The sequence below is a fragment of the Candidatus Sulfurimonas baltica genome (assembly GCF_015265455.1).
Lineage (GTDB): Bacteria > Campylobacterota > Campylobacteria > Campylobacterales > Sulfurimonadaceae > Sulfurimonas > Sulfurimonas baltica.
In genome coordinates this window covers 870,955-896,992 of record NZ_CP054492.1, presented here as the reverse complement: position 1 = coordinate 896,992, position 26,038 = coordinate 870,955, and the positions used below count along the sequence as shown (strand labels likewise).

The window sequence follows — 26,038 nt, the reverse complement described above, 5'->3', positions numbered from 1 at the left end:
TGTTTCGTAAAGTTTAGTCTTTTCTAAACTTTACCATTTTAAAACGTTCACCTAAAAAGTTTGGCATTATAAGCATTTTTGCTTTTTCCAACTCTTGTCTATATATTTTCTCTTCAACATTTGCTTCTAATATCTCCAAAAGTTCTAAAATCCCCATGTCTACAAGGGCAACCATTTGAGCTTTTATCTCTATAAACTTTACACCAGCCTCTTCGTAGGCATCTTTAACATGTTCAAATGTAACATCGTATGTTATATCAGAGTTTGCAAAGAGTTGATCTCTTTTTATTTTTTTATCTTCATTGTCTGTGAGAAAAAATGGAATAACTTCATGCTTAGTGTAAACTCTTAATGAAAAATCGGGACGTGCCGCCATCTCTCCGTAGTCAAATGTCATAAACTCAAATTTTCTACATGTAGAAGCCATCTCTTTTGCAAATTCTTCATAACCGACAGCTATCTCCCCTCTGTCTTTATTATATTTTTCTGCCTTAGATTTTACCCACTCATTATCTTCATTAAACTCTATATTGTGCCCATCAATTCTAGCTGTTTTACCTTTATAGTAAAGTTCACAAGGGAAGGCATCAAATATCTCGTTTGCAATAAAAAAAGCACTTTCACACTTTAGCTCACTTAAAGATTTATAGTGAGTAAGTGAGATAGCATCTCCGAATGACTCTTCAAAGTAACCCTTTTGAAACTCTTGCAAATCATCAAAACGCTCTATGATTGCAAACTTTAAAGTAGTTAATAGTTTTGGTCTGAGAGTATAAATAAACTCTATAACATCAGCCAAAAAGTAGCCGTGATGAGCTCCTATTTCACAAACTGTGCCATTCCCTTGTAAAAAGCCCTCATCAACCAAAGAGATTATGTGTTTTGCTATGGTTCCGCCAAAAAATTTACTTGTACTTACCGCCGTGTAAAAATCTCCACTTTTGCCTATGTTTTTATAAGTTGCATAATAACCATCTTCTCCATAAAGCCACTCGCCCATATACTCGCTAAATTTCATTTTTATACATCTCATAAAGTGTTAAAAGTTCAAGCTGTTTGTCTAGTTCAAATATTTTCACATCAATGACTTGAATATTAACAGAGTTTTGTAAAAGTTCAACATCATATTCTGTCTTATATCCGGCAACATGAAGCTCATTTGTTTGAGAAAGCAATCTAATGTATATATCCATATTCTCTGAACTAAGTTGTTTTTTCTTCTCAAAATTTTCTATATTTTGCATAACTTGCTCAAAAATCGCTTTCAACTCTCTTTTTCTATCTTCAATTGTAACTTTCGATTTCAAGTAATCAACTCTTGCAGATTCTATATCTTTAAAACTGTTAATATCCAACGGCATATAAGCTTTAATCCCGTAGTTGTAGTAGTCTGTTTCATTTGAAACAGATGGAGAGTTCGGCGTAAACTGCTGGTTTTGACTCTCCTGCCAAGTATACCCAGCTGTAAGACTAACCTTAGGAAGATATTTTGCAACTATTACATCTTTAGAGTATCTGTTTTTTTCAATCTCGCTGTTTGACATATTTAAAATTATGTTGTACTCTAGAAACTGTTCTAAACTTAAAAGTTTTAAATGTGGAATATATGCATCCATATAGTTCATATCGCTAATAGCATTAAACTTTGAGATAATTCTCTCTTTGTTAGTTTGTATATCATAAAGTGCCTGTATAGCAATATTTCTCTCTATAATTGCATTATCTAAAAATCCGGAGTCAAGTTGTCCATTTAGATAGTTTTCTTGTTTTTGTGCAAGGTTTATTTCAGAATTCTTAATTACAATCTTTTGCTTACTCTCTTTTAAATCAATCTGCTGAATTTGCATCAAAAGTGATACTGCATCTTTGGCTAATTTTCTTTTTGCAACATCAATAGAGTAGTTCGAATAAAGTCTAGAAGCCTCTGCAAACTTAATCCCATAATAAATTCCACCACTTTGAAAAATTGGCTGAGCCATAGAAATCCCAGCACTCTGCTGAGTCTGTTTATTATCATAAGGATTACTTTTTGAGTAACTATAGTTTAGATTTAAAGGAGCAATCCAAGAGTCACGAAGCTTAGAACTCTCTGCCTCATTTTTTTGATAATCATAATCAAACTGCTCTTTTTTATTGTCAGATATATACTCTTCTAGCTTCTTTTCGTCCGCTAAAAGCGAGCTATTGCATAGAAGTAATAGCGCGATTAAGAGATTTAAAACCTTCATCAATTTCCTCATTTGTAATTGTTAGTGGCGGTAAAAATCTTAAAGTATTTTTTCCGGCTTTTAAAACCATGACACCATTTTCTCTTGCACTTTTTATTATTCTACCTAAGGTATCTGCATCTTTAACTCTAAGTCCACACATCATCCCAATACCGACTTTTGAAGTAAATAAATTTTTATTTGCTGAGTAGAATTTTTCTAGTGCTTGGTTAAAGTATAAAGAAGTTATCTCTAAATCTCCACACTCTTTGTGCTCTTTTAAAATATCAATAACTTCACATGCTGCAGTTGTACTTAAAAAATTTCCGCCAAAAGTAGAGCCATGGTCTCCATGTGCGAATATCTCTTTTAACCCTGTCATCACAACGCCTATTGGTACTCCACCTCCAACACCTTTTGCCAAAGTTATAATGTCTGGTGTTATTTCATAAACATTTGAAGCTAAGAACTCACCGGTTCTATATGCCCCGGTCTGTACTTCATCAACAATAAGTAAAATATTTTTAGATTTAAGAAGTTTTTCCAAGGCTTGAACTTCCTCTTTATTTTGTGGTTGCACTCCACCCTCGCCTTGAACAAGTTCTATCATTACAGCACAAGTGTGGTTGTCAAGCAAACTCTCTACCTGAGCAATATTGTCAGCATAAACAAAACCATCAGGAAATGGGCCAAAATAGTTATGCATAGACTCTTGCCCTGTTGCTTTTACTGTTGTAATAGTTCGACCGTGAAATGAGTGTTGAAGAGTGATTATTTTATATCTTTTTATCTCCCCGTCTCTCTCACCGAACTTTCTTGCAATTTTAATAGCACCCTCGTTTGCCTCAGCACCGCTGTTTCCAAAAAAACACATCATATCGTAGCCGCTAGCTTCAACTATCTTTTTTGCTGCAAGAGCTTGAGGTGCTGTATAGTAAAGATTTGACATGTGAGTAATATTTGAGAGTTGCTTTGAGATTGCACTATTCACTCTCTCGTTAGCATGACCAACACTAACAACTCCAATGCCTGAAGTAAAATCGATATATTTTTTGCCGTTAGCATCAATCAATCTTGCATTTTTTCCACTCACAAACTCTACGTCTGCTCTTGCGTATGTAGGTAAAACATACTTTTTATCTAATTCTATTATATTCATCATCTACCCAATATTTTTTATAATAATTATATCTAAAATTTTCATTTATTAGCTCCCCGCAGAGTATAGGTTTGTCTCATTTATATACTCTTGGTAAATCAGCAAATACTCCAGCGTGTTTTTTAACAGTTTTTTTTCAGTCTCAATTGTTTGTATCTCTCTTTGGTTAAGCATAAAAAGAGTACTTGATCCCAAATCGTACTTTTTTTTCTCCATATTTTCCAATTTTTTTATTAATTCAAGTTCATTTTGTGATTTTTCTATATTTTTCTCTAAAGCATACAAAGAGAAAATTATATTTTTCAGATTTGTTTCTAGCTCAAGAAAGAGCCTCTTTTTGTCAGCATCCAAAAGGGTTAGGCTATATTTATTTTCCAAATTATTTGCACTGTATTTGCTTTGTTCAATAGGAAAGCTCATGTTTAGAGTAACTTTAAAACCTGTTTGGTCATAATGCTCAGAGTCATCTTTCATATCATAAACGCCATATAAGCCTACGTGTAAGTCCGGATATTTTAAAAGTTGCGTATATTTTTGCTTTAGATTTACCTTCTGTATTTCATTATTAAATATCTTTAAATCTACTCTATTTTGCAAAGCTATATTCATAGCATTATCAAACTCAATGTTTGTAGCTTCAATTTTTGGCAACTCTGGAAGTATATATTTTTCATCAAAATTCTTTTTTGATAAGTTTATAAATTTTATAAAATTCATGAATTGATTATTATAATTTGTATCCGCAGATATAACCATCTGCTCTGCGTTTATAACCTGCTGCTTTAGCTCAATTAATTTCATTTCAGATACATTGCCTTTTTCAACACCCTGCTCCAAAAAAGCATATCTTTTTTCAACTTTTAAGAGTAGTCTCTTGTATATTTCACAAAGACTCCTTAAATATAAAAGCTTATAATAGTTTTGAGTAATATTATAGTAAAGACTTCGCATGCTCTCTTTGTATTGAAAATCTGTTTTCACTACATCATTAGACGCCAAACCAACATTTAATCTACGCTTATCAATTTGACTAAAAAGGCTAATAACAGGCACTTTGATACCTAAAATAAGCTCTCCATCTTGGGATGTTTTTATATTATTATACTCTTGAGTTCCATCAGCGTATCTATAAGAAACACTCATATCTACACCATTTTCCAACGGTTTTTCTAGACCTATAGTGTAGTATTTACCATAACTAACAGGATACTCTTTGTCTTCGTACTTTGCTAATACATTAGTATCATATTCACCCATAGCATAGTTTAGTTTTTGCTCATAAATATATTTTTTTCCTAAAGAGGTATACACATATGGATTCTCATGTGTCATGTATTTCTTAATTTCATCTTCAGTAAACAACTCCTGTGATAAAACAGAATAAACAACTATTGATGTTAATATAATAATTTTACGAATCATTATCTGTAATTCTCTATAACCATAACAGGAGGCTGTGCATGATGTGTTCTCCAGATTTCATACCCAATAGAGACAGTTGAAAGTCTGACCCAAGCTCTAGCTTCTGTTCCAACTTTTAATATTTCTGAGGTTGGCCAAGGCTCCTTTGGGTCCTCTACAATATATGCATAAAAAACACCATCTTCATAAGCTATGGAATCAATCTTATCAATAATTCCACTAAAAGTTCCATACTTGATTTTAGGCCAACCTGAAACCTGCATAGATGGCCATCCATGAAACTGGACTCTTGCTTGCAAGCCCTCTTTGATTAAAGGCATATCAATTCGTCTGATTTTCAAAAGGAGAACCCTTCTCTTAGCCTCTGGAGCAAAATAAATAACAGGCTCCCCTTTTTTTACATATAGATTAGTGTCATTTTTCAAAATTCTCAAAGGGTATCCATCTTTTGATGCGAATACCTTTGATGTGACATTCCTTGAGAGGTCAATAGATGTTTTTTTAATCTCTTTTTCAAAAGTTATTAATCTGTTTTTATCCGAGAGTATGCTGTTTTGTAAAAGATTAATCTCATTTTCCTGTTCTTTTATATAACGCTCTTTCTCTTTTTTTATTATTTCTAGACTTTTGCTTTTAATCTCTATATCAATAATAATATTCTCAACCTCTACCCCTTCTTTAATGTACTCATTTTTGGCAACTTCATAACTTCTTTTTGACTCTATACCATCCAAATACAGAAGGTTTATCCTTTTATAGTTTGCATCAGAAACTTCATAGCTGTTTTGGAGTGAAACTTTTTTACCATTAAATCTTTTTAACGTCTCTTGTATTTGAATAATTTCTTTATCATAAATCTCGAGACTGATTCTTAAATTTGCTTCAATATTTTTTTTGCGTGCTAATGAAATATTTAGAGTACTTTGTATATTTTCATGTTGTGCTTTTATGTCACCAATCACTGACTCTAACTTTACTAAATACTCTTTATCTAAATCTACCATTTCAAAAAGGAGTTCTCCTTTTTTAACAAATCTGTTTTCTTCTATATAATATTTTTTAATAAAACCAGATATTGGCGCTATTACATTGTGCTCCCGATGTGTCGGTTCATAAGCTATAATCTTTCCTACTCCTTTTGTCGTCTGTTGCCACGGAAGAAACATCATTGCTACAAACATAATGACAAGAAGGGTTGTAATCCTCTTTGCATTAACTACAATAGGAGATAAATTTGTTTTTTCTAATGCCTTTAGTTCCATTACTTTTTCACCTCTTGAGTGTCCAAAGAGGCAGATAGCTTTCCAAATTTGTAATATCCTTCTATTCCATCATATATATTATCTAATTGTTTTATAAAGCTGTTCATAGCATAAATCAATGAAACGACAAGAATCTCTGCTGCAATGAAATCACCAATTGGCAACTCCCCTCTAACAACTAAATAACCGCCAAGAACAAAGAAACCACTTAACATAAGACCCTGAACTATGTAAGTGAGTGCCAACTGCTTAATAACAACCCCAAAATGGTTACTTCTAGCATCAGCATAACCCTCCATAATTTCATCAATATTTTTCATTGTTTTCTCTTTAGAACCTGTTGTAGTTGGTATTTTTTGTAAAAAGTATATAGCGGTATGTTTCATATTTGAGCGCTCTATAGCATAGCTTACACCATTGTTTCCTAAAACAATAATCATAATAAAATAAAATGTGAAAATTGAGACTGCACCAAAAAATAGAGAATTATTAAATATAAATAGCAATATTAAACTTACAAATATTTGCATAATCAGCCCTGCACCGTTAAGCACAAAAACAGGGAAAATCTTCTGAATTGTTGTTATATCAAAAAAATAGTTCATAAACTTGTCAACAGGGTCGCTATTACAAACAATTTTCTCTTTTAAAGCATAAGCCTTTTTAGCAACATCAAAGCCATTTTCAATAAATACCCTTTGCTCAAACTTCTCAACTATATACTCTTGCATAAGTCTCATGAAAGCCATCATAAAAAAAATAAACATAATAACAAACCCTAAAACAGCAACAGATATAGAAGCATGAGCGATAAGAGCATTAATAATAAATGAAGATGCCAATGGAATAGAAAGAGCTAGAATACTGTCTAATAAGCCATAATAGAGTATGTAATATATACTTTTTTTATCAGATTGAATAGTTTTTACAAAACCGTCTAACACTGTACTTTTTATGCCCATTTATTATTTTCCATATTAAATTTGTTCTAACTTCTAGTAATTTGTAACATATTTTCTTGATATATTGCACACTTACCATCAAGAGAGTGTTTTGAGCTTGTTAAATTGTTTACGCCTTTAGTTCCACTATAAATTAGCACACAATCGCTACGAAGATCATCATTATATTTAACTTTTAATTTTAAACTTCCATAAGAAGAAGTTACTAAAACTGTTTCATCTTCACTGAAGTCTAATGAGCTGTGAATAAAGACACTATCTTCACGCTTAAACTGTGAATTTAGACTCATTGGGCTTTTTGGAGTTATAAGATAAAACTTATCGTAATCCGTATTTTTAGCTTCATACTCTTCTAAAAATGCAAACTCTCCATTATCAGTGTTAAAGCCATTTTTATAGGGTATTTCTTCTCTATTTTCTACATGTAGAGAGCCATCTAGTTTTCTAGCAGCAAAACTTTTAAAATGATTTAGATAAAAATCTTCTGATTGTATCTCAATGTCAAACTCATGACAAAGATAAGCACTTAAATCATATTCGCTTATTCCAATTTCACTCTCTGAAACTTTAGGCATTGATAAGATTACATTGTGTGAGTATGATGTTCTAATATCATTCTTGTGTAAAAAGTACTTTGCTGGTATAACCAAATCTGCAACTTCACTTGTCTCATTTTCATAAAGCCCAAAATATATGACATTTTCCACTTTCCCTATGGACTCTTTTACTCTAAGAGAGTCAGGCATTTGAGATAGAGGGTTTGATCCTTGGATAAAAACAGTTTTAAAGTTACTAAACTCAGTATTTACTTTTGATACCTTTTTACTTTTAGAGTTAAATGGTGAGCTTATACCATCTCTTGAATTCCCAAGGTAAGATACACCACACCCTTCTCTGCCAAATAGCCCAAGCATAACTGCAAACGCATCAATAGCTCTCATCACATCTGCACCATCGCTATATTTTTGAATACCAACTCCACAAACTATAGCAACTTTTTTTTTCTTTACCAATTCTAAAATCTTGCCTATTTGTCCAAGAGTTACATCAATTTTTTCTAACGTAGCTTTTATTCTTATAGTTTGAGTTAGCTCATAATAGTCTTCATATTCACTAGCAAACTCTTCTAAAAATTTGTTATCGCAACCACCTTCGATATATAAAAAACGGCTTAAAAGCATTGCTAAATATAAATCACTGTGCGGTTTTATCTGCACATGTATGTCGGCAACTTTTGCTATTTTAGTTTTAATCGGGTCAATGACTATAATAGTTTTATTTTTTATTAGTGGCAAAAGATGAGAAGACGTTACATGTGGGTTTCTACCCCAGAATATAACTACATCTGATTTAGCTATCTCAGATAATGACATATTTTTGTTACTGCCACGACCCTCAATTATACCAGCTTCGCCAGCTCCGTCACAGAGACTCCCCTCAGTTAAAGTTGCTCCGTAAGAAGCAAAAAAATGGTCTGTAACCTCTTGCATCAAAGCAAAATTTCCATGACCTCTATAGTGCAATATCTCATCTTTTTTAAAAGAAGCTACCATCTCTTTTAATTTAGACAGCGCTTCATTCATGCTTATAGCTTCGCCTTTGTATCTAGGCGTCACAATAGTTTTATATTTATTATAGTGATTGAGATGCGAACATAAGAAACCATGTGTATGCCCCTCTTTAAGTCCACTCAATTTGCCATGTTCATACACAACTTCACATGCATCATAGCAGTCTAGGGGACATGCTGTAACACTATTCACTTTTTAATTCAACCTTAACAAGCTTAGAGAATAGTTCTGGAGGTTTTATTACAATTTGAGCCATATATTTTGATATATTTTTACTGTCTGCAATATTTAAAAGTCTAGATATTTTGTATGAAGTTTTTTCACCATCTATATAAAGTACTTTTTCCTTTGCATTTAAGATATCCGGCTCATCAAGATATACTGTAAGCACAGCCCTTGAGGTATCTGCAACTTTTGCAAGAGGAGTTGAAATACCAACAACCTGTCCTGGCTTTACAAGCATCTCGTATAGGACAAAGCCATCTGCACTTAAATTTTTATCTTTTATGCTTCTTTGGAGCTGAGCTTTTCTTAGTTTCACATCCACAATCTGAATTTTTAAATTATTTATCTCTTTTTGAGTATTCAAATTAAGATTCTCACTTGCAATTAAGTCATAAAACTCTCTATCTTTTTCAACGGAGGCTTTGAACTTCAAAGCTACAACTTTCTTATAATTCTCTCTCTTCTTATCTGAGGACTCAATAAGATTCTTTAGTATATCTTCATTGACTTTTACAATCTCTCTTAAAGACCCAAGTTTATCTTCAAGATAATTCAACTCTTTAACATCTAACTCATCATCAATAACAATGTACGGCTTTGATGACAAATTAGAGCCTATCTGAGATTCATCAGCATACAAAACCAATCCTAAAACATTAGACGATATGTTTCTTATCTCAAATGGTTCAACCTTTGCATAATATACTTTAGCAAACAAAATATCAAATACGAACAACATAATTATTATAATTTTCACTTACAATGCCTTTTATAAATTTATATCAATTTACTACAGTCATTTTACCATTTCATTATTAACATTCAAGCATATTTCATTTAATTTAGGGTATTATTTAAGCACTATAATTAAAAGGGTTATTATGTCTGTATTAGATAAAGTTGATGCTGTTACAAATTTAGCAAAGAACAATGAGGTTCAACTTTTAGTATTTAGGGTGAGCAACAGTGAAGGTTCGGCATTTTACGCAATTAATGTTTTTAAAACACGAGAAGTAGTTGAATCTAAAAATCATTTTATGACTCAGATTCCATCAGCCCACCATTTACTAGAGGGAACTATAGTTTTACGCGGACTTCAAATACCAATATTAAATCTACCATCATGGCTAAATGTAAACCTTACAAAAGAAGAAATAAAAAAATCAAATATTCTTATTTGTGACTTTAACGGGATAGTAATTGGACTTAGGATTATGTCTGCATTTAGAGTTATTAAGAAAAACTGGAATGAGATGCATGCACCAGACAGCTATAGAGTTGGTGAAGACAATGTAGTTATAAATGATACTAGATTAGAAGACGGAAGCTTATGTCTTGTACTAGACTATGAAAAACTTTTAGCCGATGTTGTGCCTCAAGCCATGGTTAATGTTTTAGAATCACCTGCTAATCTGCTAGATTTAGATGTACCGGCTAAACTAATGAACGGTACTGTATTAATTGCAGAAGATTCCAAAACTGCTCAAAAACATCTATCTCAAATCTTCAGTAATGCCAATATAGATATTAAATTATTTAACAATGGAAAACTGCTTATAGATTACATAGACTTATTAGGCGAAGATGTCTCAAAAATTCCAGCGATTATAACAGATATAGAGATGCCTGAGATGTCTGGTTTTACTGTTGTTAAACTTCTTAAAAGCAATAAAATAACAAGACATATTCCTATAATAGTAAATAGCTCTATGACAGGACTAAACAATAAAAGAGAAGCAGAAGTATTAGGTGCTGATGGTTTTATTGACAAAACAAAGAGTCATAATGTTATACCAGTGATTATAGAAGCTATGATTGCTAATGGGAACATATAAAAGATAGATTTCTTTACATGTAGATAATCTCTACATGTAAAATTATTTAAAGCTAGACTTTAAGTAAATTACTTACTTAAAGAGTGAGATAAGAACACCAGCTGCAACAGCTGAACCGATAACACCTGCAACATTTGGACCCATTGCATGCATTAGAAGCATATTTGAGCGGTCATATTCCATACCAACTTTATTTGATACACGAGCAGCCATAGGAACAGCAGACACACCGGCTGAGCCTATAAGAGGGTTTATTTTATGTCCTGGAAATAGATTCATAATCTTAGCCATAATAACGCCTGAAGCAGTACCAACAGAGAATGCCACGATTCCCAAAGCCAAAATTGCCAATGTTTCTGGTACTAAGAACTGATCTGAAGCAAGCTTGGAACCAACTGCTAAACCTAAGAAGATAGTAACAATATTAATTAAAGCATTTTGCATTGTGTCAGATAAACGGTCAACAACACTAGACTCTTTTAAGAAGTTACCAAACATAAACGCACCGATTAACGGAGTAGACTCAGGAAGTACTAAAATAGCCAAAACAAGTACAACAATAGGGAAAACTAATTTCTCTAAACGTGATACGTGACGAAGTGTAGTCATTTTTATTCTTCTCTCGGCATCATTTGTTAATGCTTTCATAATTGGAGGCTGAATAATAGGAACCATAGCCATATATGAATAAGATGCAACTGCAATTGCCCCAAGTAGCTCTGGTGCTAGATTAGTTGCAATAAAAATAGATGTCGGTCCATCAGCTCCACCAATAATAGAGATTGCCGATGCTTGTTTTAGAGTAAAATCAAATATAGTAGTATATTGAGAAAGTGCAACAGCACCAACTAGTGTTCCAAATATACCAAATTGTGCAGCTCCTCCAAGAAGTGCTGTTTTAGGGTTTGACAAAAGTGGACCAAAATCAGTCATTGCACCAACACCCATAAAAATAATAATTGGGAAAAGTTGATTAGAGAGCCCCATGTGGTATATAATACCTAAGAACCCTTCCGGACCAGCCATATCTGCAACTGGAATATTTGCTAAGAGCCCACCAAATGCGATTGGAAGAAGCAAAAGTGGCTCAAAGCCTTTTTTAATTGCTAAATAAAATAATAAAAAAGCGATTAAAATCATTATAACACGACCCCATGATTTATGAAAATCACTCATTTTTTCACCATGTGAATTTAGTTCATCTGGGTCAGGACTTACTAAGGCTACAATACCAGTAGACATCAAAAAACCACTAGTCATCTCTGAAAATGATCTTGATTGATAAGTCTCTTCTTTATGAGTTGAAGAAGCCCCTTCAGCAGATACATTTGCGCTAGCAAATGCGCTACTAAGACCCATAAACATAAATAGCGTCAATAGTTTCAATATAAAAAACTTCATAAAACTATCCTGCTACTACTGCTAATAGTTGACCTTCAACTACCTTATCATTAGTATTAACATTTATAGTCTGAACAATTCCATCACAAGGAGATATAACATCTATTTCCATCTTCATAGATTCCAATATCATAATAACACCATCTTTTGCGATTTTATCTCCCGGATTAGCAACTATTTTCCAAACATTACCTGGAAGTGGTGCTTTTACATCTGTACCATCACTTGAACCTAATGCTATTTTTGGAGTAGATACTTTTGCACTCTCTCCATTAACTGCTGTTACTTGAATATCTGCATCACCCTCTGCAACCTGAACACTAAACTTTTGACCATCAACTACTACTGTATAATTACCGTTACCCATATCTGTACTTCCTTTTTCTTTTTTCATGTTTGATATTTTACGAACATTAAGCTCGCCTTCACCTTTTAAGAATGCGATACCTTTCTCTTGACAAGCTGCTGCGATAAATATATTCTCTTCAGTTATCTCAAGATTTTCTTCTTTTAGCTTGTTTATCCAGTTAGCTAATGATTTAGTTTCATCTGCATTTGCCAAATCTAATGCTTTCTCTGTTGTTGGCTCAAGACCTAATTTTTCTGAAGCAATTCTTACAATTTCTGGATCTGGAGCAACTGGAGTTTTACCAAAATATCCAAGAACCATTCTTCCATAACCTGGAGCTATTGCATTCCAAGGACCCTGCATTACGTTATTTAGTGCTTGTTGAAAGTAAAACTGAGAAACAGGTGTTACAGATGTTCCGTAACCTCCCTTTTCTACAACTTCTGTCATAGCAGCGATAACTTCAGGAAATTTATCCAAAATACCGTTATCACGCATCATTTGAGTATTTGCAGTAAGTGCACCACCTGGCATTGGAGAAAATGGTATCATCGGAGAAACCATAGTAGCCTCTGGAGGCATAAAATAATCTGATAAACAATGCTGAAGTTCTTTCTCATAAGTAAGAATTTTATCGATCTCTAAGCCACCAAGGTCATAATTCATACCTTTTGTAGCGTGAAGCATGGTTAATATATCAGGCTGACTTGTCCCACCACTAACAGGCGCAGCTGCCATATCAATTCCATCAACTCCAGCCTCTAAAGCGGCCATATAAGCAGAAACACTTACACCAGCTGTCTCATGAGTATGAAGACGAAGATGAGTACCTTCAGGAACTAATCCTCTAGCCATCTTGATAGTATCAAAAACTTTTTGCGGATTTGAAGTTCCAGATGCATCTTTAAAACAGATACTAGTGTATGGAATACCACTATCTAATATTTCACGAAGAGTTTTTTCGTAAAATTCAGTAGTATGTGCACCATGACACCCTGGAGGCAAGTCCATCATAGTAACCACTATTTCATGCTTTAACCCATGATGAGTAATTCTTTCACCTGAATATTTAAGGTTTTCAACATCGTTAAGTGCGTCAAAATTACGTATAGTTGTTGTTCCATGTTTTTTAAATAACTTTGCATGTAGGTCTATCAGTTCTTTAGAACCAGTATCTAACATTACTGTATTTACACCACGAGCAAGAGTTTGGAGATTTGCATCAGGACCAACTATTTCACGAAACTTGTCCATCATCGTAAAAGCATCTTCTCTTAAGTAAAAGTACAAAGATTGGAATCTAGCACCGCCACCGAATTCGAAGTGGTTTATCCCAGCCGTTTTTGCCGCTGCTACTGCTGGAAGAAAATCTTCCATAAGCACACGACCGCCAAAGACTGATTGAAAGCCATCCCTAAAGGTTGTATCCATTACATCTATAAATTTTTTAGCCATATTAATCCTTAACCTCTATGATGTTTAATTGCTGCTGTTATTGCGGCAACAATTTTTTTGTTTTTATTTTGAGTATTTACTGCAGTCGCTGCTGCTACTTTCTCACTTACTTTAACTTCAGGAAAAAATTTCGCTACCATTTTACTCATCAGACCCATAGCAAATATCATGATAATTAGAAATAAAAAGACAGTTCCCATTCCAAGTCCCATAAATTTAAAGCCTTCTATTACGAGGTTGGTTTCCATAAATACACCCTTATATTAATAATTTGTGCGTATTGTATTATAAATATGTTTACAAAACCTTTGTGTCAATTTGATATATGTTAACGAATTGTTAAATTGTTACTTTTTGGTTATATAATTCGCAAAATAAAAAGGTTAAAATACATGATAAATGAAAATGTTAAAAAATTTGGATTAATTAATACTATAGAGGGATACTCATATATCATCTTAGTTTTTATTGCAATGCCAATGAAATATCTACTGGGGCTTCCTATTGCCGTAAAAATAGTTGGAATGACTCATGGTATACTATTTATAATATTCTGTTTACTTCTTTTAAGCGCTGCCAAAGAATCAAGATGGCCACTAATGGATAGCGTTATATTTTTCATTGCTTCACTAATACCATTTGGAACATTTTTCACCAAAAATAAAATAAAAACTTATGAATAAAAAAGTTTGTTTTGGGTAAAATATTTTTTCTATTAACTACGAGGATTTTATTTTTATGATAGCTGGAATGTACGAACAAGATTTTATAGCATATATAATTTTTGGACTAACTTTAAACTTTGCTTTTTCAATATTTTTTGGTGTTTATCTTAGTAAAAACATAGGAATGAAGGAGATGATACAGTCCAAGGGAGATAAAGAACAATCACTATTGGTCAGTCTTAGTCTTTTTATTCCATTTGCTAAAATGATTGTTACACTTTACAGAGTGACAATTTTACAACTCTTCTTTTTAAATAAAGGTCATTCGCACAAAGAATTTTGGGTTTATATGACAACAAAGAATACTTAGGTAGTTTAAGATGAACAACTTTAAATTAAAACTTATACTTACAATACTCAGCAGTATAATTTTTTCATTTATTTTTATACTGCTTGCTCTCGCTCTTCCAGCTACTAGTGAAAAAACGTTTACTAAAAAACCTACAGGTCTCTTAGAAGCAGTTTCACAATCTATAAAAGAATAGTTTTATAAAGTATTTTTCACTTCAATTAGTTTTAGTGTTTCATATGCGCATAATGGGTTTAATTTTAATGCTGTTATCTCTAAAGCTTTAACACACAACCTTAAATGATCTAGGTCCTCTTCTTTCATTATAACTTCCAAAAGAGTACGTGCGTCATTTATTCTAAGGTTTCTTACTACACCAAGGTTTTTATGAGCCAAGTCTCTTATTTTTGTATAGTCCAAATCTAAATTATCATATTCAGCTTGTTTTAGCTCTTGTATATATTTGTAAAATGAGATTTTTGATTTTAGTATTTGAATAATATAGTCTTCAACGAGATGCGAAATAACATACTCATCCAACGATAATTCTGATACAGCTTCATTTATATCATATTGGTATGATGATATATCCAAGCTACCAAGATTATGTTCAAGAAAAGAGTTACCTTCTTCTAGAACTATGTTAATAGCCAAACGAAGTTCAGCATTTTCTAGTAGTCTTTTATTTTTAAATTCACTGTTCATACGGATAAAATATCATAACTTAATAATATTTAGCATTAAAAATGCTTATGAAACTATATTGTATAAATGAGTGCTACAAATGCACTCATTAAAAAATTATATAGCTTTTGCAATAATTCTGTTTAGTCTTAAAATAAAATCAGCAGTGTCAGACAGCTCTTGACCATCAAACAATTTTGCCTGATCTAGCAGAACATGAGCAGCATCATTAATTAAGTTTTGATCTGCAGAGTCTTTTAGCTTAATTAAAAGTTCATGTTTTGGATTTATTAGCAATATTGGAGCTGGAGCCGGCATATCACCACCCTGCCCCATCTGCTTCATCATTTGAGCCATCATGTAAGATGGATCTTCTTTGTCTACTTTTATTGCTACCGGAGAGTCTGTCAAATCAGAAGTAGTCTCAACAGATTTAACCATATCACCAAGTGCATCTTTAAATTCCTTAGCTAGACCTTCATAAGTTTTTGCTATCTCTTCTTCTTCTTTTTTTTCCTCTTCACTCTCTTCAAATTTTGCATCTGCGACAGGAACAAGTTTATAATCTTTATAATCAGTAACCATTGGGAAAATAATAGTATCAACCTCTTCATTTAATACTAAAACATCAATATTGCGAGACTTAAATCTTTCTAATGATGGAGAATTTTTCAACATAGCCAAAGGAGTTTTTCCAGTGATATAGTAAATCTCTTTTTTTGTTTCATCTATTTTTTTAACAAAATCCTCAATCATTACAGTTTCTTCAGAATTTATAGTATTAAACTTCATAAGCTCTAAAATCTTTTCACGATTTGCATGATCATTGTATAGACCCTCTTTTAAAACGTTACCGAATTCAGCATAAAAAGCATCATACTTTTGTGCATCATTTTTGGACATTTTAGTAAGCTCTGAGAGAACTTTTTTTACAGATGCATTTTTTATTTTTGCCATCACTGCATTTGATTGTAAAATCTCACGAGAAACATTAAGCGGTAAATCTTTAGAGTCAATTACACCTCTTAAAAATCTTAAATATGTCGGCATCAACTCTTTTTCATCATCTGTGATAAATACACGATTAATATAGAGTTTGATTCCAGTTTGATAGTCAACTCTATACATATCCATTGGTGCTTTGCTTGGAATATAAAAAAGTGTCGTGTACTCTATAGCACCCTCAGCTTTGTTGTGCATCCAGGCAAGTGGTTCTTCTGATGAATGAGCAATTGAGCTATAGAAGTCTTTATACTCCTCATCTTTAATCTCAGATTTAGAGATAGTCCAAAGTGCATTAGCACGGTTGATTTGAACATTCTCGATGTCTGTTCTGCTTGGCTCTAGCTCTTTATTATCATCATCTTTAACTGCTGGAACAAATTTTTCCTTGTCCATGAAAATTGCAAATGGAATATGATTTGAATATTTTTTAATAATAGTTTCAATTCTATGAGACTCTAAAAATTCACCCTCATCATCTTTAAGGTGCATAACTATCATAGTTCCATGCCCATCCATGGTTGTGTTTTCTATATCAAACTCACCATCTCCGGCACTTCTCCACAAAAAGGCTTGCGTCTCACCAGCTTTTTTTGTTGTAACTTCAACTTTGTCTGCAACCATAAAACAAGCATAAAAACCAACACCAAACTGACCAATTAGATTCGAATCCGCTTTTTGATCACCTGTAAGATTTTCTAAAAATGCTTTAGTTCCCGACTTTGCGATTGTTCCAAGATGACTCATTAAGTCCTCTTCATTCATCCCAATACCAGTGTCTTTAATTGTTAATGTTTTAGCTTCTTTGTTTGCTATTATGTCAATGCGAGGAGCGAAAGTTACTTCTTTATATTTTTCGTCTGTCAAAACTAACATATTTAGCTTATCAAGTGCATCTGAAGCATTTGAAACAAGTTCACGAATAAAAATCTCTTTATTTGAATATAATGAATGAATCATTAAGTGTAAAATTTGATTTGCTTCTGTCTGAAATTGATGTTTTGCCATTTTAAATATCCTTGAAAATAATTTGAAAAATTATATCTAAAAAAGGTTAATGGCTCAAAGTATTATCAACAAAGCTTAGTTCCATCGACTAAGCTTTATTTAGTCATAATATATTTAAGTTCTGTTTTGATATAATTTTCATCTTAAAATAAGGATAATATATATGTCTAATAACTTTATAGAGATGATAGAACCAACACCAAAAATAAACTCTAAAAAATGCAAGATAGTATCGTTTATGCTTCGGGTGTTTTTACAATTTACAACATATGTTACAACTTTGCTTGCTTGGTATATATTTGATTATTTTATAGCATTTTTTGTACTTATACTCAGCTATATAGTTATAGGTATTATTAGAGCTAAACTTAGAAACAGTGTAATACCGCCTAAGCAAAGAGAGTATCAGTATAACGATAAAGGGATTGCTGACTGGTACACTGCAAGAGAGCTGTGCATAGAAGTAAAAGAGGACTGTGATGTAATAACATTACCATAGATTCTTTCAACCCATCGGATACATAATATCCTCTTGAACAGCTTTTATCTCAGCCATAGTCTCATCGCTCAACTCTACATGTAGAGCTTCAAACGACTCGTCAAGCTGCTCTGCGTTTCTTGCACCAATGATTGTAGAAGCCACAAAATCAAAATGTTTACAATACGCTACAGCGAGAGTGACAGGTGACATTTCCAATTTTTTTGCTATTTCCATGTATTTTGCAGTAGTTCTAAGTGATTTTTCATTTACAAATCTTGTGCCTTGAGCTTGTATGCGAGGATTGTCACTTTTTAAATACTCTGAATACCTTGCATTATCGGGATAAAACTTGCCATTGTATTTTCCACTCAACACTCCTCCGCCAATAGGTGAGTACGGGAGAAGTGAAATCTGCTCTTTCTTACACACATTTGCCAACTCATCTAAAAACCTTGGATTGTTGAGGGAAAAGTTATTTTGTATAGATTCGAATCTGGAAATGCCTAATCTTTTTGATGTCTCATTTGCTTTAGTAAGCCCATAAGCACTATCATTTGAAGTGCCTAAGTATCTAACCTTCCCCTCTTGTACCAACTCATCAAAAGCTTTTAACGACTCCTCTATCGGTACTACGGAATCTGGCCAATGCATCTGATATAAGTCTATATAATCAGTTCCAAGTCGTTTAAGACTCCCCTCTACAGCACTTTTTATATGAAACTTATCAACTGCCGTCATCCCATGTCTGATTGGCGGAACAAACCAACCATTTGCAGCTCCTGCCACTTTTGAAGCTATGATTAATTTATCTCGCTGTTTATCTTTAAGCCATTTTCCAATTATAATTTCTGTCTCACCGGCATATTCTGCCTTTGGCGGTACAGGATATAGTTCGGCCGTATCAAAAAAATTAATCCCTCTATCGTAAGCTTTGTCCATAATCTTAAAAGACTCAGCTTCATCACTCCAGCTACCAAAACTCATTGTTCCTAAACATATTGGAGTTACTCTGAGACCTGTTTTTCCTATATATCTATATTTCACTATTACCCTTTTTAAGTTTTTCTAACTCGAACCACTCATCATTAACTCTGTCACTTTTAATACCTATTGGTGGCTTTTTATTGCTTTGCCAAAGAGCTTCATCTGGCTTAGGACAAGCTCTCTCACACTCCGTACAATATATACAAAGATGTGGATTGTAATAATATTTCAAACTTTTTTTATTTTTCTCATTGTGTGGTGGATTATCTACTGGTACAAATAAAATTGCTCCCGGAGGGCAAATCTTTTCACATTTAAGACAGTAGATACAATCTTTCTCACAGTATTCAATAAGTCCTCTATATTTTTCATCTTTTTTTATTGGTCTGAGAGGGTAGTCTATAGTTTGCGGTTTTTTAAAAAGATTTTTAAGTGCATTAATGGATGATGTAAACATTATATGTTCCTATTTAGCCGTGCATGAGAGACAAGGGTCAAAAGATGCCAAAATGGCCGGTGCATCTGCATAATCCTCTCCAACAAATATATGAGAAAAGGCAGGAATACAGGCAAAAGTGGGCGTTTTTATTCGAACTCTCTCAAGCATAGGCTTACCACTGCCCTTGATGTAATACATCAACTCCCCTCTTGGAGCTTCAAACCTTACAACTGCTTCTCCGTTTGGTTTTCCCTTTGTTTTTGTAAAAATTTCACCATTGGGCAGACCTTCAATAACATTATTGCACATCTCAATCGAATTTAGTATCTCATTGAGCCTTATTATATTTCTTGCATTGATATCTCCATCAGAGTGAGTTTGCATCTTAAAGCCAACTTCATTAAACGGAAGATAATCTATCTCATTTCTAACATCAATATTCAGTCCTGACGCACGGGCAAGTGGTCCAATAGCATTAAATCTATAAGCCTCATCCAGAGTTAACACCCCTACTCCTCTAAATTTAAGAGATAGGCTCCAATTGTTTGTAAATTCATCAATATAAGAGAGTACTTTTTGCTTAACAATTTTTAGTTTTTCTATTATTTGTTTAGCCATATTGACATCTAAATCTCTATTGACCCCGCCAATGCTTATATAATCAAACTGAACTCTATTGCCCGTCAAAAGCTCCTGAATCTCCATAATAAGCTCTCTGTCTCCCATAATCTGCATAAACATAGCTTCAAATCCTGCGTTCTCACATGTATGAGAGAGACAAAGCATATGGGAGTGAATTCTATCTAGTTCTAAAAGCAAGATTCTTAAATATTTAGCTTTTGTACTTACCTCTGCACCTATAAGTTTCTCAATTGCAACACTATAAGAGAGTGAGTGTGTAATTGCACAAAGTCCACAAACTCTTGCAACCACATAGCCAATAGAATCAAACTTAAACTTTGTAGTACAGGCTTTTTCAATGCCACGGTGAACAAAACCAACATCAGAATCAACACCTATGATTTTTTCATTTTCACATTCAAACTTAAACCTTACAGGCTCTAAAAGAGAGATGTGTTGTGATCCCAACGGTATGTTTATGGTTTTTTTACTCATTTAGTATCTTTATATGCCTTAATAATATCTTCTCTCATTTTACCAAGCATATACAACTTCTTTTTCATACCTTTTTTCTTTTCTTTCTCATCAGATTCTTTAATCTTCTCTTTGATTGATAATATTTTCTCTTTTATAGCAGAGAGCAACTTTCTTGCCTTCTTTCTGCTTTTCTTTTTTTCAGAATCTTCCATACCAAATAACTTCTCAGCTTTAGTAAATATTTCTTCTATTTTCATTATACCTCTCCTGCTAGTGTTTTTATCTCTTTATCTTTTATAAACAGTGTTACTGCGACTTCAATCAATCTCTTTGATATATCATAGGCAAATGAAGAATCATTTATCAATGACGTTGCCATCTTAGAGGTAATACTATTATTTCTAATGATTGTATCAATCCTCCCGTTTGCTATGATGTCAAGATCTTTTACATCCTCTTTTAAAAGTTTTATCTTAAGTAAAATTTCCATGTCATCATCATCACTATTTCTAATTTCATGAATTTTATTTAAGGTGTTAGCAATCTTTTCTCTCAATATATTATATTCATTTTTGATTACATCATTTTTACTTTTTTGATAAAAATTGATATTTTTTTGTAACTCTTCCACATCCTTGATTGCTTCAACAATATCTTTTGAGGCTACTTTATAATAATAAACCATTCTGATTTGAAATTCATCCATTTTATCTTGTGACAATGTGGCATAGTTTACGATATCTCCGTAAAGTTCTTTTATTTTTGTTTCATAAAATTTATCTACATCAATATCTATTTTAGAACTTGATTGTTTTACAACTTCTGAAACATTTTCTTTGCCTAAAAATGAGTGTCTATGCAAAGATATCGCATGAGCTAAAACTTCCGTTGCATTATCATATAAATGGAGAACTTCTTTGTTTAATGCAGCCAGTGCTGATTCTGGCACTTCGATTACTGCACTATCTAAATATTTAGCTCTAGATATGTTTTTATTTTTTTGTTGAAAAAGACCCTCTAAAAAAATAACTAATTTATAAGTAAATGGAGAAACTGTCAAAACACCTATAATATTAAATACAGTATGAAAGAGAGCTAACTTCATCGCATAGTCTTTATCACCTATACCAATACTAGAACTTAAAAAATCTACCAAATCTGCCAGCTGATACAAAAATACAATGGCTATAAAACCTGTAACAGTATTAAAAATAAAATGGGCAACTGCCAATCTTTTTCCATTTGCGTTAGAAGACAAGGAACCTATAACAGCTGTTACGGTAGTACCTATATTCGCACCAATCGCCAAAGAGAGCGCATTTACATATTCAATCTGCCCTGTGGCGACCGCTGTTATAATAAGAGCCATTGTTGCACCGCTTGACTGTATGACAACGGTTGCGACAGCTCCAATTAGAATATATACCAAAACGCCAAGATATCCATCCATTGCATATTGTGCAATATCCAACCCATTTTTTAAAGCATCAAAACCATCTTTCATATATGCTATGCCTAAAAATACAAAACCTAGTCCGACTAAAATATTTCCAAAACCTTTGTATACGTTATTTTGATTAAATCTAAAAATAACACCAAAGATAATCATAGGCATTGCATAATATGCAATATCAATTTTTACACCCAAAGATGAGACTATCCATGCTGTTGTTGTACTACCTATATTTGAGCCAAAGATTATACCGACAGCACCGGTCAAACTAATCATTTCAGCACTCAAAAATGAGATTATAATAATCGAAATTAGTGATGAACTTTGTAGCATTGTTGTAGTAAAAAAGCCAGTCACTATAGCCTTTGGCAAAGTACTCGTACTTTTCTCTAAAACTTTCTCAAGCATCCCTCCACTAAAAAGCTTAAAGCCGTCTTCCATAAAAACCATACCAAGTAAGAATATGGCAATCCCTGCTATAATTGTTTTCGTATCATGACTTGAAAATAGTAAATACGCAATTGCCAATAAAAACAGTGGATATATTGATCTTTTTAATATATCTGCTCCCATATTATGCTCTAGCCCCACAACCACTCAGTGGCATCTGTACAGAGTCTGCATCTAAATATAAACCTTTTAAACTTCCATCAACCTCAACACCAAACATATCAACTACCTCTCTTTGTGAAATTATCGCAGATGGTATAATATCTGCAATAGAAGGGACAACATCCCCTCGATTAATTACTGTAAAAAACACAACAATCTCATCCAAACTCTCATATTTTGAAAACATCCATTGAATTTCTATTTTTTCATCTTCTAACGCAACACCGTTTAGCGTTATAAAATGCCACTCTTTCTCACTATAAAACTCTTTTATTTTCTCTCTAATATTTTCAAGCGATACTTCAATTTTTCTCATCAGCTTCCCCTACTTTAAGTGCACTATCTCTTCTGGAAATAATACCATCTTTTGAATTATTATCTTTAAATAATTTAAAAGGTTTTTCCATCTCTTTTGTTTTAGTCTCTAAAATCTCCAATCCCTTAACTATTCCGTCAATTATAAGTTCTGGTGACGAGGCACATCCTGGTATATAGACATCAACCGGTATATATCTATCTATGCCATCTTCTACATTATACATATCTCTAAAGACACCGCCAGTACAACTACAACTTCCAACCGCAACAACAATCTTTGGCTCAGGCATCTGGGTATAAAGCTCCACAAGTCTCTCTCTGCTTCTGTATGTTACAGGACCAGTTACCAAAAATATATCTGATTGTTTAGGATTTCCGGTGTTTATTACTCCAAATCTCTCCAAGTCATATTTTGGTGACAGACATGCCAGTATCTCAATATCACACCCATTACAACTACCTGCGTTATAGTGGAGTATCCATGGTGATTTTTTTCTGTACTTTTTTATATCAAACATAACTAAGTCCTATAAGATTGACTAACGATAGAGTAAGTCCGATAGATAAAACAATATTTATCAAATGTTTCATCTTTACTCTGGCTGTAGCATTATCAACTATATTTACCAATAAAAAAATTCCAATAAACAGAGCAATAGATAGGGTTAGATTATCCCCTGCGAACAAAACAAGCAACATGTAGATAAAAACATATTCAAGCCATTTAGCCATATATATAAACTCAAAGAAAACACCGCTAAACTCAACCTCAACACCTCCAACTATCTCTTGGTGAGCCTCGCTTGCATCAAATGGAGACTTTTTAAGCTTTATAGGGATAATCAGCAAAAATGCCAAAAAGATTAGAAAGAGTGAAATTATCTCTGATGGGTTTGCTCTTATAACTGATATATCAAAAGTGCCGTTTATGATATAAAATCCTACTGCCATAACTATTAAGATTGGCTCATACGCTATAGTGGCTAACAACTCTCTGTTGGAACCTATGTGAGAGTAGATAGAGTTTACACTAAAACCTGCAAGGATTATAAAAACAGTTGAGAGCAAATGAAGAAAAACCACATAGAGCAAGTTCTCTCCGAGTATTATAAAAGCTACAACCACCCAGAGAGTTACAAAGTGCATTATCCCCAATATACTGTGGCTAGGGTTAACTATAAAAGCCTGCTTACCAATCAGCTTATACATGTCATAAAATGGTTGCAATATTGGAGGACCTTGTCTGCGCTGCATTCTAGCTCTTACAACTCTCTCAAACCCATAAATCAAACCGCCTACTATGGGTGCAATAACAATCAGTATTATCTCTATCATAATATCACCCCTGCAATTAGTATTAATATACTAGATATGGCTATAACATTAATAAGCTGTTTATACTTTTGAGGAATATCAAAGTAATACATGTTTAACTTCACTTCGTCTTTCTCGCCACAATGATACTCTTTTACCCTATGTGCTTTTTTAAATACAAATATTGCAAACAGCATTGGTATTACAGCAATTAAAACCAAAGGAACTATAATCTCTAAAGCACTTAACAACTCTATATCAAAACTTACATAAACACCGATAAACAGCAAAGCCAAAAGCATATATGAACTAAATGTGTATAGCTTTGGAATCTTTACATGTAGCTTCTCTTTATGGTCAACATCTTTGGCAAAAAGTTTTGTCACTACTTTAAAATACAAGAGTGTTAAAAACACACTTCCAAGTGCGACAAATATCAGGGCAAGAGAGTACAGAGGATTATTAACAATCTCTTTTGCTATGGACTCTATTGCCATAAATTTTGCAGCAAATGCTCCAAAAGGTGGAAGTGTCAATGAAGCAAAACCAATAATGATAAAAAATACAACTAAGGGAGAGTGATTGATTAAACCGTTTATATCATTAACATATTTCAGATGGAAGCTTTTTTCCAAAATACCCGCTTGCAAAAAGAGTAGTGCCTTAGAGACGGCATGAAATACAATCAAAATCAAACAAGCCATAATAGCTTCCTCTGTTGCTATAGCTGCTAAACTCATCATCAGAGCAAGAAGTGCTATAGTAGAAAGACCCAATATCTCTTTAAAGTAATCTTTGCTCAGAGCAAGCAGTGAGGCGCTAAAAAACACAAAGGTACCGATAAGAGTAATAGTCACAGATACAAACCCGCTCATTGCAGGAGCAAGCTTAAGCATTAGATAAGGGGCAATTTTCACCATTGTAGCACTATGTAAAATTGCGCTAACCGGAGTTGGTGCAACCATAGCACCTAAAAGCCACTTCTCAAACGGGATGCTCGCTCCCTTTACAAAACCGGCAATTGCTAAAAATACAATCGGAAGGAGGTATAGCTCATTAATGTTTGTTATTAACATGTCAAAGTAGATAGTGTTGTAGTTATGTATTGAAAAAATCAGAGCTATTAAAATAGCAACTCCACCTATCTGGTTCATCCATAGTGCTTTTAGTGCATTTTCAGATGATGTTTTATCACCCCTATACCCTATCAGTATAAAAGAGCACAGAGTAGTCAACTCAAACAGCATAAAAAATATCTCTATGTTGTTGGTTGAGACAATAAAATTCATCACCGATAAAAAAAGAAAAAGTATCGCAATAAAGGCATTTTTTTTAAACTCGCTAAACTCTTCGCTTTTTATATATTCTATAGCATAGATAATAATAATTCCACCTACTATATTTATGACAAGGTACATAACTGATGATATATTATCAACTAAAATATCATTTGACAAAAGAGTAGGAGACAAAGATAAAACTACAGAGTATAAGAGAATTTGTACTATAGCAAATCCACTCACAAGATGATTTTTCTTAATAATCCCCTGCGCTAAAAAGTACAAAAGCAATAGAGTATCAATCAAAATAAATATCTTATGATACATGTGAGATAAGTTACTCACAAACGTAGTTGCAAAAAACATGTTTAGCAGGCTTAATATACTCAATACGCCAACAAAAAATATTATTAAAATATTTTTAAATTTAACTCCACCCATTAAAACAATAAGAGCAAAAAGTAGTGGAGAAATTATCAATATGTTATACATTTATATTTACC

27 protein-coding genes are annotated in these 26,038 nt (G+C 33.1%); 5 read left to right on the top strand and 22 right to left on the bottom strand.

Annotated features, from left to right (window positions below; translation table 11 throughout):
* Positions 1–13: 13 nt before the first annotated feature.
* Genes HUE88_RS04440 through HUE88_RS04405 form a run of 8 tightly spaced genes read right to left on the bottom strand, consistent with a single transcriptional unit; the run spans position 14 to position 9,565 of the window.
* On the bottom strand, positions 14–1,018 hold the full coding sequence (locus HUE88_RS04440; RefSeq protein WP_194371475.1) for an SAM-dependent methyltransferase: 1,005 nt from the start codon (positions 1,016–1,018) through the stop codon (positions 14–16).
* Positions 1,008–2,228, bottom strand: a complete 1,221-nt coding sequence (locus HUE88_RS04435) for a TolC family protein (RefSeq protein ID WP_194371468.1) — start codon at positions 2,226–2,228, stop codon at positions 1,008–1,010. The genes HUE88_RS04440 and HUE88_RS04435 overlap by 11 nt, the downstream gene beginning before the upstream one ends.
* Positions 2,182–3,369 carry an acetylornithine/succinylornithine family transaminase gene (locus HUE88_RS04430; protein ID WP_194371466.1) on the bottom strand — a complete coding sequence of 396 codons (1,188 nt, stop codon included), beginning with the start codon at positions 3,367–3,369 and terminating at the stop codon, positions 2,182–2,184. The genes HUE88_RS04435 and HUE88_RS04430 overlap by 47 nt, the downstream gene beginning before the upstream one ends.
* A 45-nt stretch (positions 3,370–3,414) precedes the next feature.
* Complete coding sequence (locus HUE88_RS04425; protein WP_194371457.1) at positions 3,415–4,788, bottom strand: TolC family protein; 1,374 nt, start codon at positions 4,786–4,788, stop codon at positions 3,415–3,417.
* Complete coding sequence (locus HUE88_RS04420) at positions 4,788–6,050, bottom strand: HlyD family secretion protein (protein WP_194371455.1); 1,263 nt, start codon at positions 6,048–6,050, stop codon at positions 4,788–4,790. The genes HUE88_RS04425 and HUE88_RS04420 overlap by 1 nt, the downstream gene beginning before the upstream one ends.
* On the bottom strand, positions 6,050–7,012 hold the full coding sequence (locus HUE88_RS04415; RefSeq protein WP_194371453.1) for an ATP-binding cassette domain-containing protein: 963 nt from the start codon (positions 7,010–7,012) through the stop codon (positions 6,050–6,052). Before HUE88_RS04415 ends, HUE88_RS04420 begins: the two co-directional genes overlap by 1 nt.
* Positions 7,013–7,038: 26 nt before the next feature.
* Positions 7,039–8,775, bottom strand: a complete 1,737-nt coding sequence (locus tag HUE88_RS04410) for a molybdopterin-dependent oxidoreductase (RefSeq protein WP_194371452.1) — start codon at positions 8,773–8,775, stop codon at positions 7,039–7,041.
* Positions 8,768–9,565, bottom strand: coding sequence for a biotin/lipoyl attachment domain-containing protein (locus HUE88_RS04405; protein ID WP_194371450.1), 798 nt, complete (start codon positions 9,563–9,565; stop codon positions 8,768–8,770). The genes HUE88_RS04410 and HUE88_RS04405 overlap by 8 nt, the downstream gene beginning before the upstream one ends.
* Positions 9,566–9,689: 124 nt before the next feature.
* Between HUE88_RS04405 and HUE88_RS04400 the strand changes: the two genes are divergently transcribed.
* Positions 9,690–10,643, top strand: a complete 954-nt coding sequence (locus HUE88_RS04400) for a chemotaxis protein (RefSeq protein ID WP_194371448.1) — start codon at positions 9,690–9,692, stop codon at positions 10,641–10,643.
* A gap of 72 nt (positions 10,644–10,715) precedes the next feature.
* Here the strand turns inward: HUE88_RS04400 and HUE88_RS04395 are convergent, their stop codons facing one another.
* The 3 genes from HUE88_RS04395 to HUE88_RS04385 are packed head-to-tail and all read right to left on the bottom strand — an operon-like array spanning position 10,716 to position 14,096.
* Positions 10,716–12,044 (bottom strand): sodium ion-translocating decarboxylase subunit beta, encoded by a 1,329-nt coding sequence (locus HUE88_RS04395; RefSeq protein ID WP_229860150.1) that lies wholly within the window; start codon positions 12,042–12,044, stop codon positions 10,716–10,718.
* Between the two features lie 4 nt (positions 12,045–12,048).
* Complete coding sequence (locus tag HUE88_RS04390) at positions 12,049–13,848, bottom strand: biotin/lipoyl-containing protein (RefSeq protein ID WP_194371446.1); 1,800 nt, start codon at positions 13,846–13,848, stop codon at positions 12,049–12,051.
* Between the two features lie 8 nt (positions 13,849–13,856).
* Entirely contained in the window at positions 13,857–14,096 is a 240-nt protein-coding gene (locus HUE88_RS04385) for an OadG family protein (RefSeq protein ID WP_194371444.1), read from the bottom strand.
* Positions 14,097–14,240: 144 nt separating this feature from the next.
* Between HUE88_RS04385 and HUE88_RS04380 the strand changes: the two genes are divergently transcribed.
* The 3 genes from HUE88_RS04380 to HUE88_RS04370 are packed head-to-tail and all read left to right on the top strand — an operon-like array spanning position 14,241 to position 15,058.
* Positions 14,241–14,531, top strand: coding sequence for a DUF3817 domain-containing protein (locus HUE88_RS04380; protein WP_194371442.1), 291 nt, complete (start codon positions 14,241–14,243; stop codon positions 14,529–14,531).
* 55 nt (positions 14,532–14,586) lie between these two features.
* Entirely contained in the window at positions 14,587–14,883 is a 297-nt protein-coding gene (locus HUE88_RS04375; RefSeq protein ID WP_194371440.1) for a hypothetical protein, read from the top strand.
* Positions 14,884–14,893: 10 nt separating this feature from the next.
* On the top strand, positions 14,894–15,058 hold the full coding sequence (locus HUE88_RS04370; protein ID WP_194371438.1) for a hypothetical protein: 165 nt from the start codon (positions 14,894–14,896) through the stop codon (positions 15,056–15,058).
* Positions 15,059–15,060: 2 nt separating this feature from the next.
* Here the strand turns inward: HUE88_RS04370 and HUE88_RS04365 are convergent, their stop codons facing one another.
* Together HUE88_RS04365 and htpG are read right to left on the bottom strand one after the other, a co-directional pair.
* Positions 15,061–15,567, bottom strand: a complete 507-nt coding sequence (locus tag HUE88_RS04365; protein WP_194371436.1) for a hypothetical protein — start codon at positions 15,565–15,567, stop codon at positions 15,061–15,063.
* Between the two features lie 96 nt (positions 15,568–15,663).
* On the bottom strand, positions 15,664–17,556 hold the full coding sequence (htpG, locus tag HUE88_RS04360) for a molecular chaperone HtpG (protein ID WP_194371434.1): 1,893 nt from the start codon (positions 17,554–17,556) through the stop codon (positions 15,664–15,666).
* 163 nt (positions 17,557–17,719) lie between these two features.
* Here htpG and HUE88_RS04355 point away from each other — a divergent pair, with 163 nt between their 5' ends.
* Positions 17,720–18,055: a hypothetical protein gene (locus tag HUE88_RS04355; RefSeq protein WP_194371432.1), complete on the top strand. Its 336-nt coding sequence runs from the start codon at positions 17,720–17,722 to the stop codon at positions 18,053–18,055.
* 6 nt (positions 18,056–18,061) lie between these two features.
* On the opposite strand, the gene HUE88_RS04350 is transcribed toward HUE88_RS04355, so the two are convergent.
* From HUE88_RS04350 to HUE88_RS04310, 9 genes are read right to left on the bottom strand one after another with little or no spacing between them, the layout of a single operon-like run.
* Positions 18,062–19,081: an aldo/keto reductase gene (locus HUE88_RS04350; protein ID WP_194371430.1), complete on the bottom strand. Its 1,020-nt coding sequence runs from the start codon at positions 19,079–19,081 to the stop codon at positions 18,062–18,064.
* Positions 19,071–19,478, bottom strand: a complete 408-nt coding sequence (locus HUE88_RS04345; protein ID WP_194371428.1) for a 4Fe-4S dicluster domain-containing protein — start codon at positions 19,476–19,478, stop codon at positions 19,071–19,073. The genes HUE88_RS04350 and HUE88_RS04345 overlap by 11 nt, the downstream gene beginning before the upstream one ends.
* Positions 19,479–19,487: 9 nt before the next feature.
* A complete protein-coding gene (locus tag HUE88_RS04340) occupies positions 19,488–20,576 on the bottom strand; it encodes a hydrogenase large subunit (protein ID WP_194371426.1) in 1,089 nt (362 codons plus the stop codon).
* On the bottom strand, positions 20,573–20,815 hold the full coding sequence (locus HUE88_RS04335) for a hypothetical protein (RefSeq protein ID WP_194371424.1): 243 nt from the start codon (positions 20,813–20,815) through the stop codon (positions 20,573–20,575). The genes HUE88_RS04340 and HUE88_RS04335 overlap by 4 nt, the downstream gene beginning before the upstream one ends.
* The gene (locus HUE88_RS04330) at positions 20,815–22,584 is read right to left on the bottom strand and encodes a Na/Pi cotransporter family protein (protein ID WP_194371422.1); all 1,770 of its coding nucleotides are present in this window, start codon (positions 22,582–22,584) and stop codon (positions 20,815–20,817) included. The genes HUE88_RS04335 and HUE88_RS04330 overlap by 1 nt, the downstream gene beginning before the upstream one ends.
* 1 nt (position 22,585) lies before the next feature.
* Positions 22,586–22,939, bottom strand: coding sequence for an NADH-quinone oxidoreductase subunit C (locus tag HUE88_RS04325; RefSeq protein WP_194371420.1), 354 nt, complete (start codon positions 22,937–22,939; stop codon positions 22,586–22,588).
* Positions 22,926–23,459 (bottom strand): NADH-quinone oxidoreductase subunit B family protein, encoded by a 534-nt coding sequence (locus HUE88_RS04320; RefSeq protein ID WP_194371418.1) that lies wholly within the window; start codon positions 23,457–23,459, stop codon positions 22,926–22,928. The genes HUE88_RS04325 and HUE88_RS04320 overlap by 14 nt, the downstream gene beginning before the upstream one ends.
* On the bottom strand, positions 23,452–24,276 hold the full coding sequence (locus HUE88_RS04315; protein ID WP_194371416.1) for a complex I subunit 1 family protein: 825 nt from the start codon (positions 24,274–24,276) through the stop codon (positions 23,452–23,454). Before HUE88_RS04315 ends, HUE88_RS04320 begins: the two co-directional genes overlap by 8 nt.
* Complete coding sequence (locus HUE88_RS04310; RefSeq protein WP_194371414.1) at positions 24,273–26,027, bottom strand: proton-conducting transporter transmembrane domain-containing protein; 1,755 nt, start codon at positions 26,025–26,027, stop codon at positions 24,273–24,275. Before HUE88_RS04310 ends, HUE88_RS04315 begins: the two co-directional genes overlap by 4 nt.
* Positions 26,028–26,038: the final 11 nt, after the last annotated feature.